The 17390-nt window shown below is 71.9% G+C and carries 18 protein-coding genes; 9 read left to right on the forward strand and 9 right to left on the reverse strand.

Annotated elements, in window-relative coordinates; translation table 11 throughout:
- Positions 1-61: 61 nt before the first annotated feature.
- The gene (locus ABZV42_RS08400) at positions 62-856 is read right to left on the reverse strand and encodes a putative protein N(5)-glutamine methyltransferase (RefSeq protein WP_355983986.1); all 795 of its coding nucleotides are present in this window, start codon (positions 854-856) and stop codon (positions 62-64) included.
- A 408-nt stretch (positions 857-1264) separates the two neighbouring features.
- On the opposite strand from ABZV42_RS08400, the gene ABZV42_RS08405 reads away from it, so the two are divergent.
- Complete coding sequence (locus tag ABZV42_RS08405) at positions 1265-1705, forward strand: MarR family winged helix-turn-helix transcriptional regulator (RefSeq protein WP_355984049.1); 441 nt, start codon at positions 1265-1267, stop codon at positions 1703-1705.
- A 28-nt stretch (positions 1706-1733) separates the two neighbouring features.
- Here the strand turns inward: ABZV42_RS08405 and ABZV42_RS08410 are convergent, their stop codons facing one another.
- The gene (locus tag ABZV42_RS08410) at positions 1734-2504 is read right to left on the reverse strand and encodes a GNAT family N-acetyltransferase (protein ID WP_356051344.1); all 771 of its coding nucleotides are present in this window, start codon (positions 2502-2504) and stop codon (positions 1734-1736) included.
- A 338-nt stretch (positions 2505-2842) separates the two neighbouring features.
- Between ABZV42_RS08410 and ABZV42_RS08415 the strand changes: the two genes are divergently transcribed.
- The 6 genes from ABZV42_RS08415 to ABZV42_RS08440 all read left to right on the forward strand — a co-directional run bounded on the left by ABZV42_RS08415 (position 2843) and on the right by ABZV42_RS08440 (position 7269).
- A complete protein-coding gene (locus ABZV42_RS08415) occupies positions 2843-3448 on the forward strand; it encodes a sulfite oxidase-like oxidoreductase (RefSeq protein ID WP_355983987.1) in 606 nt (201 codons plus the stop codon).
- Positions 3441-4202: a ferredoxin reductase gene (locus tag ABZV42_RS08420; RefSeq protein WP_355983988.1), complete on the forward strand. Its 762-nt coding sequence runs from the start codon at positions 3441-3443 to the stop codon at positions 4200-4202. Before ABZV42_RS08415 ends, ABZV42_RS08420 begins: the two co-directional genes overlap by 8 nt.
- Positions 4203-4368: 166 nt before the next feature.
- Positions 4369-4953 (forward strand): hypothetical protein, encoded by a 585-nt coding sequence (locus ABZV42_RS08425; RefSeq protein WP_355983989.1) that lies wholly within the window; start codon positions 4369-4371, stop codon positions 4951-4953.
- Positions 4954-5093: 140 nt separating this feature from the next.
- A complete protein-coding gene (locus ABZV42_RS08430; protein WP_356051268.1) occupies positions 5094-6059 on the forward strand; it encodes an acetylxylan esterase in 966 nt (321 codons plus the stop codon).
- 8 nt (positions 6060-6067) lie between these two features.
- On the forward strand, positions 6068-6469 hold the full coding sequence (locus tag ABZV42_RS08435; protein ID WP_355983991.1) for a nuclear transport factor 2 family protein: 402 nt from the start codon (positions 6068-6070) through the stop codon (positions 6467-6469).
- A gap of 461 nt (positions 6470-6930) precedes the next feature.
- Complete coding sequence (locus tag ABZV42_RS08440) at positions 6931-7269, forward strand: beta/gamma crystallin domain-containing protein (protein WP_355984051.1); 339 nt, start codon at positions 6931-6933, stop codon at positions 7267-7269.
- Between the two features lie 341 nt (positions 7270-7610).
- Here ABZV42_RS08440 and ABZV42_RS08445 read toward each other — a convergent pair whose 3' ends face one another.
- Both ABZV42_RS08445 and ABZV42_RS08450 read right to left on the reverse strand, forming a co-directional pair.
- Entirely contained in the window at positions 7611-8309 is a 699-nt protein-coding gene (locus ABZV42_RS08445) for a hypothetical protein (RefSeq protein WP_356051270.1), read from the reverse strand.
- A 117-nt stretch (positions 8310-8426) separates the two neighbouring features.
- Positions 8427-9365 carry an aldo/keto reductase gene (locus ABZV42_RS08450; RefSeq protein ID WP_356051272.1) on the reverse strand — a complete coding sequence of 313 codons (939 nt, stop codon included), beginning with the start codon at positions 9363-9365 and terminating at the stop codon, positions 8427-8429.
- A gap of 459 nt (positions 9366-9824) precedes the next feature.
- On the opposite strand from ABZV42_RS08450, the gene ABZV42_RS08455 reads away from it, so the two are divergent.
- Complete coding sequence (locus tag ABZV42_RS08455; protein WP_355983994.1) at positions 9825-10550, forward strand: GntR family transcriptional regulator; 726 nt, start codon at positions 9825-9827, stop codon at positions 10548-10550.
- Here ABZV42_RS08455 and ABZV42_RS08460 read toward each other — a convergent pair.
- Complete coding sequence (locus ABZV42_RS08460) at positions 10528-11433, reverse strand: class I SAM-dependent methyltransferase (protein WP_356051274.1); 906 nt, start codon at positions 11431-11433, stop codon at positions 10528-10530. The genes ABZV42_RS08455 and ABZV42_RS08460 overlap by 23 nt on opposite strands.
- A gap of 159 nt (positions 11434-11592) precedes the next feature.
- Between ABZV42_RS08460 and ABZV42_RS08465 the strand changes: the two genes are divergently transcribed.
- On the forward strand, positions 11593-13212 hold the full coding sequence (locus ABZV42_RS08465; protein ID WP_356051276.1) for an alpha-amylase family glycosyl hydrolase: 1620 nt from the start codon (positions 11593-11595) through the stop codon (positions 13210-13212).
- 347 nt (positions 13213-13559) lie between these two features.
- Here ABZV42_RS08465 and ABZV42_RS08470 read toward each other — a convergent pair whose 3' ends face one another.
- The 4 genes from ABZV42_RS08470 to ABZV42_RS08485 form a co-directional block, all read right to left on the reverse strand.
- The gene (locus tag ABZV42_RS08470; RefSeq protein ID WP_356051346.1) at positions 13560-14852 is read right to left on the reverse strand and encodes an RNA polymerase sigma factor; all 1293 of its coding nucleotides are present in this window, start codon (positions 14850-14852) and stop codon (positions 13560-13562) included.
- Positions 14843-15184, reverse strand: a complete 342-nt coding sequence (locus ABZV42_RS08475) for a YciI family protein (protein WP_355983997.1) — start codon at positions 15182-15184, stop codon at positions 14843-14845. Before ABZV42_RS08475 ends, ABZV42_RS08470 begins: the two co-directional genes overlap by 10 nt.
- Positions 15181-15927, reverse strand: a complete 747-nt coding sequence (locus ABZV42_RS08480; RefSeq protein ID WP_355983998.1) for a nuclear transport factor 2 family protein — start codon at positions 15925-15927, stop codon at positions 15181-15183. The genes ABZV42_RS08475 and ABZV42_RS08480 overlap by 4 nt, the downstream gene beginning before the upstream one ends.
- A 93-nt stretch (positions 15928-16020) precedes the next feature.
- Complete coding sequence (locus ABZV42_RS08485; protein WP_356051348.1) at positions 16021-17244, reverse strand: cytochrome P450; 1224 nt, start codon at positions 17242-17244, stop codon at positions 16021-16023.
- Positions 17245-17390 lie beyond the last annotated feature (146 nt).

Genomic DNA, 17390 nt, shown 5'->3' on the forward strand with positions numbered 1-17390 from the left:
ACGGGATGATCGGCTGATCCGGGGCCGAACGCGGCATGTCGCCCGCGCCGGCCCCGTCCGGTCAGGGCTTCACTCCGATCACCACGTTGGCGTACATCTCCTCGGAGACGGCCAGTCGTGCGATCAGTCCGGCGCGGGCGAAGGCCTCCACGGCCGTGGACGCCTGGCGCTCACTCGTCTCGATGAGCAGACAGCCGCCGCGGGCCAGCCAGCGCGGTGCCTCGGCGGCGACCCGGCGCGCGAGATCGAGCCCGTCCGCGCCGCCGTCGAGGGCGACCAGGGGTTCGTGGTCGCGGGCCTCGGAGGGCAGCAGCCCGACCTCGTCGGTCGGGACGTACGGGACGTTGGCGGCCAGGACGTCGATCCGGCCGCGCAGCGTGGCGGGCAGCGCCTCGAAGAGGTCGCCCTCGTGGACCTGGCCCGCGAAGGGCGCCACATTGCGGCGGGCGCAGCACACCGCCGCCGGGTCGATGTCGGCGGCGTGCAGTTCGGGGCCGCCGAGGGACGCGGCCAGCGCGGCACCGACCGCGCCCGAGCCGCAGCACAGGTCCACCACGACGGACGCCCCGCGCGCGAGTGCGACGGCCTGCTCGACGAGGAACTCGGTACGGCGGCGCGGCACGAAGACGCCGGGGTCGAGGCCGATGCGCAGACCGTGGAACTCGGCCCAGCCGAGGACGTGTTCGAGGGGCAGTCCCGCGACGCGCCGGGCCACCATCGCGGCGGCCTCGTCCGGGGTGCGGGCGGCGGAGCGGATCAGCTCCGCCTCGTCCTCGGCGAAGACACAGCCGGCGGAGCGGAGCGCGGCGACCACGGGGTCGGCCGCGTCAGGAACATCAGGAGACAGCGGAGGCATGAAGGCGAGGGCCTTTCGACGTACCGAAGGGCGCTCCCACTGCCACCGTCAGACGGCGGCCGCGTTGCCTGGAGAGGAGAGCACCCGACCTGACACAGCGGTAATGGGTCTCACCTCCTCGGCAACTCATCGGCCGATACGGTCCACGGCCGGGACGGCCACCTTACAGGAACGATCAGCCGGCGGGGGCGGACAGGCGACGGTCGCGGGCCGGGCGCTCGCCGCCGCACTCACAGGAGCGGGCATACGTGACTCCGGCTCCTCCAGCCCCAAGTTGTACTATGCAACCAGGGCAGGTCAGGGAGGTCCGTCATGGCATCCGAAGGGTCCGGTGAACAGGCCGTCGCCACCGGGACACCGGCCGACGGCGGGACGGCCGACGCGGCTGTGGAGATCATCCAGCGGGAGATGACGGTGTTCGCCCGTCGGGCCCGCGCCTCGGCGGGACGCATGCATCCCGAGCTGTCCCTGGTCTCGTACACCCTCCTCGGTCATCTGGAGGAGGTCGGCGGCTGCCGGGCCACGGACCTCGCCGCGCACTACGCGCTGGACAAGTCCACGGTGAGCCGTCAGGTGGCGGCGCTGGAGCGGGCCGGGCTGATCGAGCGGCGCATGGACCCCGAGGACCACCGCGTCCAGGTGCTGTATCTGACGGCCGCGGGCACGGAGATCCTCGCCCAGGTGACCCGCAGCCGCCGGGTGGCGTTCCGTGAGCGGCTCGCGGACTGGCCCGAGGAGGACCTCGACCGCTTCGCCTCGTACCTGCTGCGCTACAACGCGACGGCCACCGCGCTCGGCACCGAGAGGCCGGAGGCGGGGCCGCCACGAGAGCGACCCGGCCGCACGTGACCCGCAGGTCCCGCGGGCCGTGTCGTGCTCATCCCTCGGCCGGGGTCCGGCCGTCGCCCGGCCGGCCGGGAACCCTCGCGGCCATGAAGCGGACCTTTCGGCGCAGCCGGAATCCCAGGGACTCGTAGAGACGGATGGCGCCGGTGTTGCTCGCGGCTGTGTGCAGGAACGGGGTCTCACCGCGCTCACGGATGCCGTGGGCGACGGCCAGGATCAGACGCGTGGCCAGACCCTCACCGCGATGGGCGGGGTCCGTGCAGACCGCACTGATCTCGGTCCAGCCCGGCGGGTGAAGCCGCTCGCCCGCCATGGCGACCAGGGCGCCGTTCCGGCGGATCCCGAGATACGTGCCGAGCTCGACGGTCCGCGGCTCGAAGGGGCCCGGCTGGGTCCGTTCCACCAGGTCCAGCATGTCCGGCACGTCGGCGGGGCCGAGCGTGACCGCCTCGGCGTCGGGCGCCGCGTCCAGTCCGTCGTCCACGAGCTGGACGCCGTCGAGGCTGAAGACCACCTCCCAGCCCTCCGGGGTCCGCCCGTCGAAGCCGGCCAGCGGAGCCGCGCCCCCGGGGCCCACCAGGGCCGCCAGATCCGCCCAGTCGGCGGCGTCGGGATCGTCGGGCAGCGCCAGCCACGGGGACACGTCCAGGGGGTAGCGCAGCACGCGTCCGCGCCGTTCGGCGAAATACGCGTGAGGCCCGGTGAGGGCGCCGAGCGCCGGGTTGTCGAGCGGGTGCCGGCCGGAGGGGGTCCCCTGCGTCTCCGGGCCCTCGAACCGTGTGGAGACGTACGCCTCGGTCATCTGCTGCCTCACTCTCCTGCGCTCCGGTCACCGTCCGCCGTGCACCGCTCACCGGATGTGCGTGCATGGGCCACCGGAGCCGGCTCAAGGAGCAAGGAGGACCGGGGCGCGGCTATTCCCGGGGCCCGGGAGAGTTCATGCGCACGCAATGATCAGCGGCCGGTACCGGCTCGGTGCACGATCCACGTGCGCGTACCGTTGAACGGTAAAGCGGCGGTGCGTTCCCGGGACACCCACCCGTGCGTGCACCGGTCACCCCGATCCGCGGGCCGCCGTCCCCGGCGACCACGCTCGATCCGTGGGCCGTCGTCCCCTGCGGTCCTGGAGGCACCACCCGTATGAACGTCACGCGAGGCTTCACCGGCCGACCGCGCGTCCACAACGCCGCACTGCCGCCCGGTCAGTACGACGCCGGCGACGACTGGCCCGTCCTGTCGGCCGAGGTGACCCCGGACCTGGCGCCCGCCGACTGGACCCTGCGCATCGACGGCCTGGTGGCCGAGCCCCGGTCGTGGGACTGGGAGCAGGCGAACGCGCTGCCGGCCTCGTCGTACGAGGGGGACATCCACTGCGTGACGAGCTGGTCGAAGTTCGGGGTGCGGTTCCGGGGCGTGTCCCTGGACACGTTCCTGGAGTCCGTACGACCGGACGCGGCCGCCACCCACGCGGTCGCGTACGCGCACACCGGGTACAGCGCGAACCTTCCGCTGGCCGACCTCACCGGCGGTCGCGCCTGGATCGTGTGGGACCACGACGGCCGGCCGCTGCCCGCCGAGCACGGCGGCCCGGCGCGGCTGATCGTGCCCCACCTCTACTTCTGGAAGAGCGTCAAGTGGATCGCGGGCATCCGCCTCCTCGACCACGACGAGCCGGGCTTCTGGGAGCAGAACGGCTACCACGCCCGCGGCAACCCCTGGGAAGAGCAGCGATACTCCGGTGACTGAGACCACGACCTTCGTACCGCCGACCCGGTTCGCCGTCCCCGGACGCATCGCCGTGAACCTGGAGACGGCCACCACCTGGCAGACCGCCACGCTGGCCGGGATCCGCCGCGAGACCCCGCACGCGGCGACGTTCCGGCTCGCCGTGCCCGCGTGGGCGGGGCATCTGCCTGGCCAGCATCTGATGCTGCGGCTCACCGCCGGGGACGGTTATGTGGCGCAGCGCCACTACTCCATCGCGTCCGCCCCCGACGACACCGGGCATGTCGAACTGACCCTGGACCATGTCGACGGCGGTGAGGTGTCCGGCTGGTTCCACACCGTGGCCCGGCCCGGCGACCGTGTCGAGGTCCGCGGTCCCAACAGCGGCTTCTTCGCCTGGCCCGGGGACCGGCCGGCGCTGCTCGTCGGCGCGGGTTCCGGCGTCGTACCGCTGATGTCGATGCTGCGGCACCACCGCGCGCAGGGGCTGGACGTACCCCTGCGTCTTCTGGTCTCCGCGCGCAGCCCCGAGGAGCTCATCTACGCGCGCGAGTACGGCGAGGAGACCACAGCCGTGTTCACCCGCGCGGCCCCGGAAGGTGTGCCCGTCGGACGTATGACCGCCGCACATGTGGCGCCGCTCATGGCCGAACAGCCTCCCGGTGGGTGGGAGGCCTATATCTGCGGTTCCAATGGATTCGCCGAGCACGCCTCGCGCGTGCTGGTGGAGTCCGGGCAGCCCGTGGACCGGATTCGGATCGAGCGGTTCGGCTAGGACCGCCTTACGCGCATGGTGGCCCCAAGGTTACGGACCGGCGGGTGTATTCGGCCGCGCGCGGGGCATTCGGGTGTGCGCCCGGGTGTCGCGGGCGGGGACGGCCGATGTCCGCCAGCAGGGCTCCTGTCCGGGCCGCGGCGGCGCGCGGCGACGAGGAGGGGACATGCGAACCCGGGTGCGCTGCTGGCGCTGGCGCCGCAATCCGCTGCGGCGCCGCTCCGATGTCGTCGAGGCCTGGTGGGCGCTGACCGTCGGCGTTCTGCTGCTCGTCGGCGCGCCGCTCGCGGGGGCGGGGGCGTCGTGGTGGACGTACGACGGCGCACAGAGCCGCGCGGTGGCACGGCGGGCCGCCCAGCACCACGTCCGTGCCGTGCTCGTGCGGGACGCGCCCGAGGCGGTGCCCTCGACGCCGGGCCGCGGGACACGCTCGCTCTCCGCGCCGGTTCGCTGGACGGGGCCCGACGGGACCGCGCGGACCGGGCGGGTGGGGGTGACCGCGGGCCTGCGGCGCGGTGCGCGGGTCGATGTGTGGACCGATGCCCGGGGCGCGATCGTACGTCCCGCGCCGAGTTCTTCGGTGATCCTGCAACAGGCCCTGGCCATCGGCGTCTTCACCGCCGGGGGCGCCGTCTTCGCCGTCTCGGTCGCGCATCTCTGCGTAGGCCGGGCCCTGGTACGCCGCCGGCTGGCCCGGTGGGAGCACGACTGGGCGCGGACGGAACCGGACTGGACCCGGCGAACGGCCTGAGGAGCGTCGCGCTGAGGGACGCCGGACGGCCCGGGGCCGGCCCGTTCCCGGCCCGGTCGTAGCGGGGCCGTGAGGGCGGACGTACGGTGTGATCATCCGCGCTCGCCAAGACCTGGCTGTGTGCCGAAAGGTGGTCCCTGATGGCCCTGTTCGACCTCCCGCTCGACGAACTCCGCACCTGTCGCAGCGCGTCCACCGAGCCCGGGGACTTCGACTCGTTCTGGGCCAAGACACTCCAGGAGGCCCGCGAGCACGACCTCGACGCCCGCTTCGAGCCGGTCGAGCTGCCGCTGAAGACGGTCACGGTCCACGACGTCACGTTCGCCGGGTTCGGCGGCCATCCGATCAAGGGCTGGCTGACCGTGCCCGCCTGGGTGAACTCTCCGCTGCCCACGGTCGTCGAGTTCATCGGGTACGGCGGCGGACGCGGGCTGCCGCACACGCATCTGATGTGGGCGTCGGCCGGCTTCGCGCACTTCGTGATGGACACCCGCGGCCAGGCGAGCGGGTGGGGCGGCGGCGACACCCCGGACCCGGTGGGCAGCGCGCCCGCCTTCCCGGGGTTCATGACTCGGGGCATCGAGGAGCCCGAAACCTACTACTACCGGCGGCTGTTCACGGACGCGGTGCGCGCCGTGGAGGCGGCCCGCTCCCATCCGCTGGTCGACGCCGCGCGCGTCGCGGTGCTCGGCGGGAGCCAGGGCGGCGGCGTCAGCATCGCGGTCGGCGGTCTGGTGCCCGACCTGGCCGCGGTCGCCCCCGACGTACCGTTCCTGTGCGACTTCCCGCGCGCCACGGTGCTCACGGACCGCGCCCCCTACCGGGAGATCGGCAACTACCTCAAGACCCATCGCGGCCGCACGGAACAGGTGCAACGGACCCTCTCCTACTTCGACGGGGTGCACTTCGCCGCGCGGGGCCGGGCACCCGCCCTGTTCTCGGCCGCCCTCGAGGACCAGACCTGCCCGCCGTCGACGGTCTTCGCCGCCTTCAACGCCTGGGGGAACGAGGACAAGGAGATCGAGGTGTACGACTTCAACGACCATGAGGGCGGCGGCCCTTACCAGCAGGCCGCGCAGCTGCGCTGGCTGCCCGCGCGCGTCTGAGGCCCACGATGGACACGAGCACCGCGGCCCGGCGCTTCGTCCGGGTGTGGGAGCGGGCCTGGGCGGCCCATGACGTCGAGTCGATCCTGGAGCTGTACTCGGACGACTGCGTCCACCGGTCCATGCCGTTCCGGGAGCCCCACCGCGGCCGGGACGAGCTCGCCGCGTACCTCCGCTGGTCCTTCGCGTCCGAGGACACGGCCGAGGTCCGCTTCTCCGAACCTCTGGTCGGCCAGGACGGCCGGGCGGCCGCCGAGTTCCGCGTCCTCGCGCGGGAGGACGGCCGTCCCACGACCCTCGCGGGCTGTGTCTTCGTCCGCTTCGACGCCGCGGGACTCGCGGTGGAGACGCGGGACTACTGGCACAGCACGCCGGGGTCCGTGCCCGCCCTCCCCTGGCGGACGGACTAGCACTGCAACGGTTTTTGCCGTGACTGCCGCCGGATTGCTGGCTGGTGTGGGTACGGGTGGGGACCTTGCCGATGTGCGTCTTTTGCTTACCTGGCCATCCGTCGCGGGCCCCCGAGCCCTCCCACTCCGCATCGGCACGTCAATTAACATGCACACGACACGCGACCGTGTCTCACCTAAACGAAAAGGGCTTACGGGCGGCTGAAAATCAAGCTTTCACTCCCGTTCCGCGCAGTCTCGATCTAGACATTCAAGGGTGTATTCCGGCCCAGAGGGCCATGGATTCTTGTAATACACAGCCGCCTTGCAGGATCTTTGTAGGGCAAACCAGAGAGACGAGACGACGGAAGGATCGCACGGAGGCAGGCAGGCATCTTTTCGGCGAGCCTTCATGCGCCCGGCCGTAACGTGCTCTCCCCGTTCGAATGTTGAATGAAGGAGAAGTTGTGATCTCAAGGACGATGAGGGTCGCCCGTTCCGTGACCGTGGCGGCAGTGGCCACCATGGGCGTCACGATGGCCATGCCCACGGGCAACGCGTTCGCCATCGACCACGTCGAGTGCCGTGGCGGGGAGAACTTCCTGAAGGTCTGGTCGCACCTGGACGGGAGGTCCAGCGTGGACTGCTACGCCAATAAGGGCCGGACCAACTTCGGCTCATGGTGGGTCGACCGCATTTCGACGGGCAACAACGATCTCATCTACTACGACGTGAACGGCGACTCGGTACGCATCAACCGGTGGACCGACATCACTTTCCCGAGCCGCCCTCCGAAGGTAAAGGACATCGAAATCCTTTAGCAGGCCGGCGGGCAGCTCCGCGGAAGGGCCGTGCTGACACACAACCCTTCCCGGATGCGATCCGTTTCCGCACGGAACCGAATTCCATGCGGGGATAAACTGAATTCTTCCCAGCTCATCGATGCAGGTCACGCGATTTCCGCGCGGCCTGTATCGGGCTGTTTTCCCGCAACATTCCGAGGGCCATGGTCGCGGGCACGCGGGGGAGAGAGATCTCCGCCGATGACATGTCTGGCGACGGTCCGCAGTTTCGCCCCGGTCGGGGGCGTCGCGGCTTCGGAGGGACCGGACGGGACGGCCTCTGACCGTCAGGGAGCCGGGGCCGTCCGCCGGACGGTCGGTCAGAAGAGGCTGTCCCAGCGCGCGTCGACGCTCCATGCGCTCGCCCCCGACGCGTAGTCGGCGAACAGCGCGGCCACCTGGTCGTTCTCGTTCAGCACACACCGGTAGTGGCGTTCCGGCGCGCCGTCCCGGTGTTCGACGGCGAACCCACCCGTTCTCAAGCCCGCGTTGGGGCCGTGACCGACCTGGAGGAAATGGCCGCTGCGCCGTTCCAGGATCAGGAACCAGTTCTCCTCGGAGAGTCGGTGCACGGCCCGTTCGATCACGTCGAGGTCCGCGTCCTCCACCTTCAGACCGACGCAGGGCTGAAGACTCGGCCCGTCCGCGCCGCGCAGCGCCGGCGGAAGGTGGAGCACCTCCGCCTGCGGGTCGAAACAGACGAGTCCGTGCCGGCCGGCGAGGGCCACCACCTCGGGCGCCGCGCCGGCGGCCCGCCCCGAGGACATGGGCATGATCACATGCGCGACGGAGACATCGAGGCCCGCCGTCCACGGTGACGCCTCCGCCCGCCCGTCGCCCTCGGCGGCCGAGAGCTCGGGGAATCGCCCGGTCAGTTCCCGATGGAACGCGGCCACGGCCTCGCTCGGGTCGACTCCCGCGCCCACAAGGTCACCGTCGCACAGCCGCTCGTACGTCACGACGGCCTCGGAGACCGGGACCCGCTCGGACTCGAACCACACCGCGAGATCGAAACTCACATCGCCCCCATCCACCGAAGACTGCCTCCGCGAGCCTACGGCGGACCACTGACAACGCCCCCTCGTCACCGGAGCACTGGGGCGGCCTCTATGGCGGCGCCCCGGCGCCTCCCGGGATCACGAGCCGACGGCGACCGGCGCTCCGAGCAGTTCCTGCTCCTCCGGGGTCAGCCGCAGAGTGGCCGCCGCGATGTTCTCGTCCAGGTGCGCCGGATCGGCCGTACCGGGGATGGCCAGGACGTGGGGCCCGCGCTGGAGGGTCCAGGCGAGCCGCACCTGGGCCGGCGTCGCGCGATGGGCGCGGGCGACCTCGCGGACCCGGTCGTCCCGCTCCTGCCCGGCGGCCGCCTCACGGCGCAGTCCGGAGACGGCGAAGAAGGGGACGAAGGCGATGCCGAGTTCGCCGCAGAGATCCACCAGGCCGCTCTCGTCGGCTCCGCGCCAGTCGAGTCCGTAGGCGTTCTGCACGCAGACGACCGGAGCCATGGAGCGGGCCTCGGCCACGTGCTCGGGGCCCACGTCGGAGAGGCCCAGGTGCCGGATCAGACCCGCCTCGCGCAGCTCGGTGAGCGCGCCGAAGTGCTCGGCGACGGAGTGCGTGTCACGACCGTTCCGGCGCAGGTTCACCACGTCGAGATGGTCCCGGCCGAGCTGCCTCAGGTTCTCCTCGACCTGACCCCGCAGCCGGTCGGGGCGGGCCATGGTGTGCCACTCGCCGGAGGGATCACGGCCCGGTCCGACCTTGGTGACGACGACCACGTCGTCCGGGCGGGATGACAGCGCGCGGTTGATCAGCTCGTTGGCCGAGCGCAGCGGGGAGAAGTAGAAGGAAGCCGTGTCGATGTGGTTGACGCCCTGGTCGACCGCCCGGCGCAGCAGACGGACCGCGAGGTCGCGGTCGATAGGAGTGCCGTCCGAGTTCTGGGCCATGCCGTTGCCGGTCAGTCGCATCGCCCCGTAGCCGATCCGGTTGACCTCCCGGTCGCCCAGTTTCCAAGTCCCTGCGGCAGCCGCGTTCACTGTGGACGGTCTCCCCTCGTCTCGCCGGGCGGCCATCCCGCCGCCCGGCCGGAGCCTGGAGTATGCGGTGGCCGCCGGGCCGACCAACAGGGTTACAGGAAGGGCGAATTGTCACACCCGTCTCAGGAACGAAGGCGCACCGACCAGCCGTTGGAGCTACTGAGAAGCACCGGTTCCGGGTTCCCGGCCCACGGCCACGCCTTTCGGACAGCGCGGGTTCGGTGGCTCAGGCGATCTCGCGGCCTCGGAAACGGGGTCACCTCACGGCAAGCGACGAGGCGCGTGGGCCCGCGGATCGCAGTCGGCCCAAGGGAGTCGGGGTTCGCCGGCGCCCGGGCCGCGACCCTTCGAGAGAAGCTCGTCGCGACCGGGGGCGCGGACTGAAATCGGCCGAAGTACCCGGACACCCCTTCCCAGTGGTTTAGACCAATGCTAGATGTGGTGGCGCACCGAGCTCACACGGCTACTTTTTGTCACCATGCAGGAGGCGCGGTCATGGCCCGCACCACCCATCCGTCCGACCACGAACCGCTCTACGCACGGATCGCCGCACAACTGCTCGGCGAGCTGCGCGACGGGGTCATACCACCCGGCGAACGCCTGCCGGGGGAACGCGAGTTGGCCACTCGGTTCGGCGTCAGCCGGGAGACCGTACGGCAGGCGCTGAACATGCTGCGGCGCGACGGCCAGGTCTCCACGGACCGGCGCGGCAGCCACGCGACGCTGTCCGGCACCGGCGCCGAACACGTCCCCTCCCTCGACTTCCCCGTCGGCGCGCACACCGGCGAACCCGAGGGCCGCCGACGGGCCACCGTGACCTGGGAGACACCCACGCCGGAACACGCCGAGGCCCTCGGACTCGCGCCGCTGCGGGCGACGTTGGTCCATCGCTACGAGTCCGCCGCGGCCGACGGCAGCGGACTGCGCTCGGCCGTGACATCGTTTTCCGCCATCGCCGTGACCGAGGTGGAGGAGCTGGCCCGCTACCGCGACCGCGCGAACGGCCACTCGTCGGCGCAGCTGTCACGCGCCTACGACTGGATGCGCAAGGCGGGTCTGACCCTGCACCACCGGGACGCGATCACCAGACTCCCGCAGTCGGTACGGGTCACCCGGCGCGTGCACGACCAGTACGACCGCCCCCTGGAGATCACCGACCTGACCGTGGATGCCCAACAGGACGCCTTGGTCTACGAGTTCACATTGCCGGCGGCCACGTGACTGCCGGGCCGCCCGCACGTGTGGCCACGACCATGCGCGCCCGTGGGCTGCCGTCCCGTCGCCGGCCGAACTCGGTCAGCGGGTGAAGCTCCGTCCGGAATCCGGCCCTCGCCAGCTCCCGCTCCACGTCGCCGAGCCGGAACGTGCGGTAGTACATGACGAAGGTCGGACGCCGGACGGCGTTGCGCACCCGCATCACCGTGTCGAAGCCCAGCAAGGCCCAGTACCACGGTGATCCGGGCCGCGGCGGGGCCATGACGGGGAAGGCGAAGCGTCCGCCCGGGCGCAGGACGGCGTGGACACCGGAGAACAGGCCGGGCAGCTCGCGCGGCAGAAAGTGCCCGAAGGCGCCGAAGCTCACGACGACGTCGAATGCGGGCCCGAAGGGCAGGGAGCGGGCGTCCGCACGGACGAAGGCAACCGACGGCACCTCTTCCCGGCCCGCCTGGGGCGCCCCTTCCCCGTCCACCGACGGCACCTTTTCCCCACTCACCGACGACGCCGCTTCCCCGCCCACCGACGGCACCTTCTCCCCACCCGCCAGGGGCGCGCCTTCCCCGCCCACCCGGGCCGGTGCCTCGCCGGCTCCGAGCCGTGAGCGGCCGACCGCCAGCATGCCCGCGCTGACGTCGACGCCGGTGACGCTCTCCCGGCACAGCTCCCGCAGGACCTCCATGCCCGCGCCGGTGCCGCAGCAGAGGTCGAGCCCCGCGGCGAAGGGCCCCATCGGCTCGAGGGCCTTCCCCACCGCTTCGAGAATCGGGTCCGGGGTCCGGAACGGCGTGTGGTCGAACTTGGGCGCGAGCAGGTCGTAGCCGTGTTCGATCGACGAGAGGGCCTGCACCGTCAGTTCGCGGAGGGTGGGACCTTGCGGGGTGAACATCTAGCCGAGCTTAGGGGCTGCGGTTCGCGTCGGGTCGCAAGGTACGGACGACGCCTTCCCGGGCCGGAGCGCCCCCGTGTCCGCCGCCAGGGGCGAACACCGTGTGACGGCGGCCTGTGGGGCAGCGGACGCCCGGTGCGCTGATCTATCGTCGCGGGCATGACCTCGTTCCGCCCCGCCCCCGCCTGGCTGGCCGACGCCGTCTTCTATCAGATCTATCCGCAGTCGTTCGCCGACTCGAACGGCGACGGCATCGGCGACTTCGACGGAATCACCGAGCGCCTCGACCACCTCGCGTGGCTGGGCGTCAACACCGTCTGGCTCAACCCGTGTTTCGTGTCCCCGTTCGGCGACGCCGGATACGACGTCGCCGACTATCTGCGCGTCGCGCCCCGCTACGGCTCGTCCGACGACCTCGCCCGGCTCGTCGAGGAAGCGGGCCGCCGGGGCATCCGCGTACTCCTCGACCTCGTAGCGGGCCACACCTCCGACCAGCACCCCTGGTTCCGGGCCGCGATGGACGATCCGGCCGACGACCGGTACGTCTGGGCGCCCGAGGGCCGTTCCCCGGACGGATTCGTCCCCTCACCCGGGACCCGCCCGGGGGCGTACCTGCCGAACTTCTTCGCCTTCCAGCCCGCGCTCAACTTCGGTTACGGGCGCACCTGTCCGGACGAACCCTGGCGCCTGCCGGTCGACGCGCCGGGCCCACGCGCCAACCGTGCCGCGCTGCGCGCGGTGCTGGACCACTGGCTGGGTCTCGGACTGGCCGGCTTCCGGGTGGACATGGCCGCCTCGCTCGTGAAGGACGACCCCGGCAAGAGGGAAACGGCCGCGATCTGGACCGAGTTGAGGCACTGGCTGGACGACGCGCATCCCGACGCCGTGCTGCTCGCGGAATGGGGCGAACCCGAGGTCTCCGTCCCGGCCGGCTTCCACGCGGACTTCTTCCTCCAGTTCGGCGGCCCCACCGACGGACTCGCCCTGCGCTCGCTGTGGAGCAATGGCGAGGGCACGGTCAACGAGGCCTGGGACCCGCTCGACTGCTTCTTCGACGCCGGGGGCTGCGGCTCACCACTCCCGTTCGTGGAGGCCTGGCGCGCGGCGGCCGCCGCGCTCGACGGAAGCGGCTTCGTCGCGCTCCCGACCGCCAACCACGACTTCTCCCGTCTCAACTGCGGCCCCCGCACGGCCGGTCAGCTGCCCTCCGCCTTCGTCTTCCTGTTCACCTGGCCGACCCTTCCGGCGATCTACTACGGCGACGAGATCGGCATGCGTTACGTTCCGGGACTGCCCGAGAAGGAGGGCAGTGTGCTCGGCCCGCGCTACAACCGCGCCGGTTCCCGTACGCCGATGCAGTGGGACGACGGCCCCAACGCCGGTTTCTCCACGGCCCCGTCCGACCGCCTCTACCTCCCCCTCGACCCGTCGCCGGACCGCCCGACGGTCGCCGCCCAAAGAGCCGACGACACCTCGCTCCTGCATCTCGTTCGCCACCTGATCGCGTTGCGCACCGGCGCACCTGAGCTGGGTCCTGGCGGCTCGGTCGAAGTGGTGCACGCCGGGTACCCGTTCGTGTACGTGCGCGGCGGCCGGTATCTGGTCGTGGTCAACCCACGTCGTGAACCGTCGAGTTGTCCCCTGGGACGGGACACCGGCGTTCGCTCCGTGGAGGCGGACGGCGTCGGGATCGAGGGCGGCACGGTGAACGCCCGCGGATTCGGCTACGGCGTCTTCGAGCTCGACGACGCACGGGCCGGTTCAGCCCCCGAGGCGTAGACCGGCGAGCCAGACGTCCGGGGTGTTCGGGATTTCCTGCGCGGATGAACCGGTCCGTGCGGGGCCGGCCTCCTTCAGTCGTGTGCGCCGGGCGAGCCACAGCCGGAGGCCTCTTCGCGCGCGAGGCGCCGAGGCGGACTCCGGCGCCGGTGCGGTCGTGCCGGGGGCGGCCGGGGCCGCTTCGGCGGCAGCGATGGGAAGGCCGGCCGGGGTTGCCTGGGCCGACGGGGTCGTGGGTGCCGAACTGGTCATGAAACGGAGCCTCCTGAGACGTCGGGCGGGCGGTGTCGTCGCCTCCCGGCGGACAGCGGTCCGGGAGGCGGCTTCACCCCACCGACGAAGGGCCCCTACGCCGGTCGACACTCCGCGAGCCGCTTCTCCAGGAATCTCCGCTCGGCCGCGTTCTCCACCAGTTCGAGGGCCCTGTCGTACGCCTCGGCGGCCTCCGCCCCGCGTCCGGCGCGGCGCAGCAGGTCCGCCCGGGTGGCCGGCAGCAGGTGGTAGGTGTCCAGCTCGCCCTCCTCCTCCAGCTCCGCGACCAGGGCGAGCCCGGCATCGGGGCTCTCGGACATGCCCACGGCGACCGCCCGGTTGAGCCGGACCACGGCGGAGGGCACGAAGCGGCGGAGCTCGCCGTAGAGGGCGGCGATGTCGGCCCAGTCGGTCTCCTCGGCCGTGGCGGCGGTGGTGTGGCAGGCGGCGATCGCGGCCTGGATCTGGTACGGGCCCGGGCGCCCCCGGCGCAGGGCGGTCTCCAGCAGTGCGGCGCCCTCGTCCGCCTCGGACGTGTCCCAGGCGGTTCGGTCCTGGTCCTCCAGGGTGACCAGGTCGCCGGATGCGTCCACCCGGGTGCCGCTCCGGGCGTCGTGGAGCAGCAACAGCGCGAGCAGTCCGAGGACTTCGGGCTCGTCGGGCATCAGCCGGGCCAGGACGCGGGCGAGGCGGATCGCCTCCGCTGAGAGGTTCGTGCGCGTCAGATCGGCGCCGGCCGTGGCGGCGTACCCCTCGTTGAAGAGCAGGTAGAGCACGCCGAGGACACCGGTGGTGCGTTCGGGCAGGAGGTGCGCGGGCGGTACGCGGTAGGGGATGCCCGCGTTGCGGATCTTCCGCTTGGCGCGCACCAGCCGCTGCGCCATCGTCGCCTCGGGGACGAGGAAGGCACGCGCGATCTCGGGCGTGGTCAGCCCGGCAAGGGTTCGCAGGGTGAGGGCCACCCGGGCCTCGATGGCCAGCGCCGGGTGGCAGCAGGTGAAGATGAGCCGCAGCCGGTCGTCGCCGACCCCGCTCCCGTCGTCGGGGTCCTCTTCGTACGGATTGTACGAGTTGTACGTTCCGTACGGGTCGTACGGACCCTCGTCGCGTGCCGACACCGCCACCTCCCGCAGCTTGCGCGCGCCGGCCGCCTCGCGGCGCAGCACGTCCAGGGCCCGGTTGCGCGCGGTCGTGGTCAGCCAGGCGCCGGGGCGGCGCGGCACTCCGTCGCGCCGCCACCGGTCGAGCGCCTGGGCGAAGGCGTCCTGCGCGCACTCCTCGGCGAGGTCCCAGTCGCCGGTCATCCGGATCAGCGTGGCGACGACCTGCCCCCAGTCCTCCCGGAACGCGGCCGCGACCGCCTCCTCGACTCCGTCGTTCACTCCCAGACCGGCCGCACCTCCACCGAACCGCCCGCCAGCGCCGCCGGATGCCGGGAGGCGAGCGCGATGGCCTCGTCGAGGTCGGCGACCTCGATGATGTCGATGCCCGCGACGTACTCCTTCGATTCGACGAACGGCCCGTCGCTGAGCAGGACTTCGTCGCCCTCGACCCGGACGGTCGTGGCGTCGGCGGCCGGGCGCAGCCGGGCGCCGCCCTTCACGATGCCGCGCTCGCGCACCTCCTGGATGTACGAGGCGAACCGGGGATCGTCGGCGATCTCCTCGGGGGCGAGTTCCTCACCGTCCACCGGGGTGCAGATGAACAGGGCGTACTTCACGACCTCGCCTCCCCGGCGGGCGGGCGGCCGTCGGCCGTCGGCACGGACGTGTGCTGGTGGACGATCTGCCAGCGGTCTCCCGCCGCGCGGTAGCCCGTGGTGACGCGTGCGGTGGTGTCCAGGGTGGTGCCGTCGACGAGCGGGGCGCGCAGGCGCACCAGGGCGTGGCTGAAGGCGACGCTCTCGTCGATGCGCAGCCGGAAGTCGAGGACCTCGCGGTCGGCGGGGCCGGCGAGCCTGGAGAACCACTGTTCCTCGGCCTTGCGCAGGGCGTCGGCGCCGCTCTGTTCCATGCCGCTCACGGGGTGGAACACCTCGACGTCGGGGGCGTAGCAGGCCATCGCCCGGTCGATGTCACGTTCGCGGAGGGCCTCGGTGAGCTCGGCGTCGAGGCGGCGGATCTCCCCTTGGGCGTCCTCGTCGTCCCAGAACGCGCGGATCTCCATGGCGCCGATCGTCGCGACGGGGTGTTTCGCGGCGGCCTCGATCGCCTCCTCCATGTCGGCGCAGTCGAGGATGTCGAACCCGGCGACATACTCCTTCGTCTCGGCGAACGGCCCGTCGGTGCGCAGCACTTCGCCGTCACGCACCCGGACGGTGACCGCCTCGGCGGGCAGCCGGAGGCGGTGGCCGTGCAGCCGGACGCCCCGCTCGGCCCCCAGTTCCTCGACCCACGGTTCGACGGGCGCCATCCCAGAGGCGTCGGCGGTGTCGTCGCCGCAGACCAGCAGCATGTACTTCATGGTTCCTCCCGGTGCTCATGAGCTTCCTACACCGCACCGACGAAGGGCGCCCCGGCGAATCGACAGGCCCTCGAGACTTTTTCGCGGGTGCTGTCAGAGGCGGGAGGTTCCGGGCCGCACGGGAAGGGTCCGGACGCTGTTGCCGACGAAGCTGGCCTGGTGGGTGAGCTCCGCCTCGGGCACGGCGAGACCGAGGTCGGGGAAGCGGGTGAACAGCCGCTCCAGGGCGATGGTGGCCTCCATCCGGGCGAGCGGGGCGCCGAGGCAGTAGTGGGCGCCGTGTCCGAGGGAGATGTGCCGGGCGGCGCCGGGCCGCCGGGGGCGGGTGACGTCGAAGCGGTCGGCGTCCGGTCCGTGCGCGGCCCGATCGCGGCCCGCGGCCGAGTAGCCGGCGAGAACGGGGGTGCCCCGGGGTATGAGGATCCCGTCGACGGTGAGGTCGCGCACCGGGTAGCGGAACGGGAAGTAGCTGACCGGGGCGTCCCAGCGCAGGGTCTCCTCCACGACGTCCCCCCAGTCCGCCTCGCCCTCGAGGACGGAGTCGAGTTGGTCCCGGTGAGCGCACAACGCCCGTACGGCGTTGGTGATCAGGTTCAGGGTGGTCTCGTGCCCGGCGATGATCATGAGTACCAGGGTGCCCATGAGTTCCTGCTGGCTGAGCCGGTCGCCGTCCTCGTCGTGGGCGGCGATCAGCGCGCTGGTGAGGTCGTCGCCCGGGTTCTCCGCGCGCGCGGCCGCGACGGCGCCCAGCACGGCCATCAGTTCGCGGTTGGCGGCGACGGCCTGCTCGGGCCCGATGTCGGTGGAGACGACCTGGTTCGTCAGATGGTGGAGCCGGTCGCGGTACGGGGCGTCGACACCGAGGAGATCGCAGATGACGCCCATCGGCAGCGGGAGCGCGAAGTGTTCGCGCAGGTCGGCCACTCCCCCGCCCTCCTCGGCCGCCGCGTGCAGTCCGTCGAGCAGTTCCGAGGTCAAGTCCTCGATACGGGGGCGCAGTTGCTCGACCCGCCGCACGGTGAACGCCTTGCTCACGAGGGACCTCAGTCGCCGGTGGTCGTCACCGTCGGCGGTCGTCATGCCCTGCACGGTGGCGAAGGTCATGAGGGGCCAGCCTTCGGCAATACGTCCCTCGTTCAGGGCCGTGAAGTGCCGGGCGCCCTTGGCCACGTCCGGGTGCGCGAGGAATTCCTTGAGCGCCTCGTGCCCGAGCACCACCGCGCCTTCCACCTCACCGGGCAGCACCACCGTCGTGACGGCGCCCCGCGCGAGCAGTCGCTCGTTGTGGGCGTGGGGGCAGCCGCCCGCGGGGTCCATGCGGTGCGGCGTGCCGGGCGAGGTGTCCACCGTGTTCTCCTTGCTGCTGGGCCGAGTTGACGGTCGCACGACACCGACGCGGGCCGCACGAAGATCGATTGTGCCCGCTCGGAGCAGCGCGCGCAGCACCTCGGCGAGGACCTTCG

The organism is Streptomyces sp. NPDC005281, from assembly GCF_040607495.1.
In the GTDB taxonomy this organism is placed as follows: Bacteria; Actinomycetota; Actinomycetes; order Streptomycetales; family Streptomycetaceae; genus Streptomyces.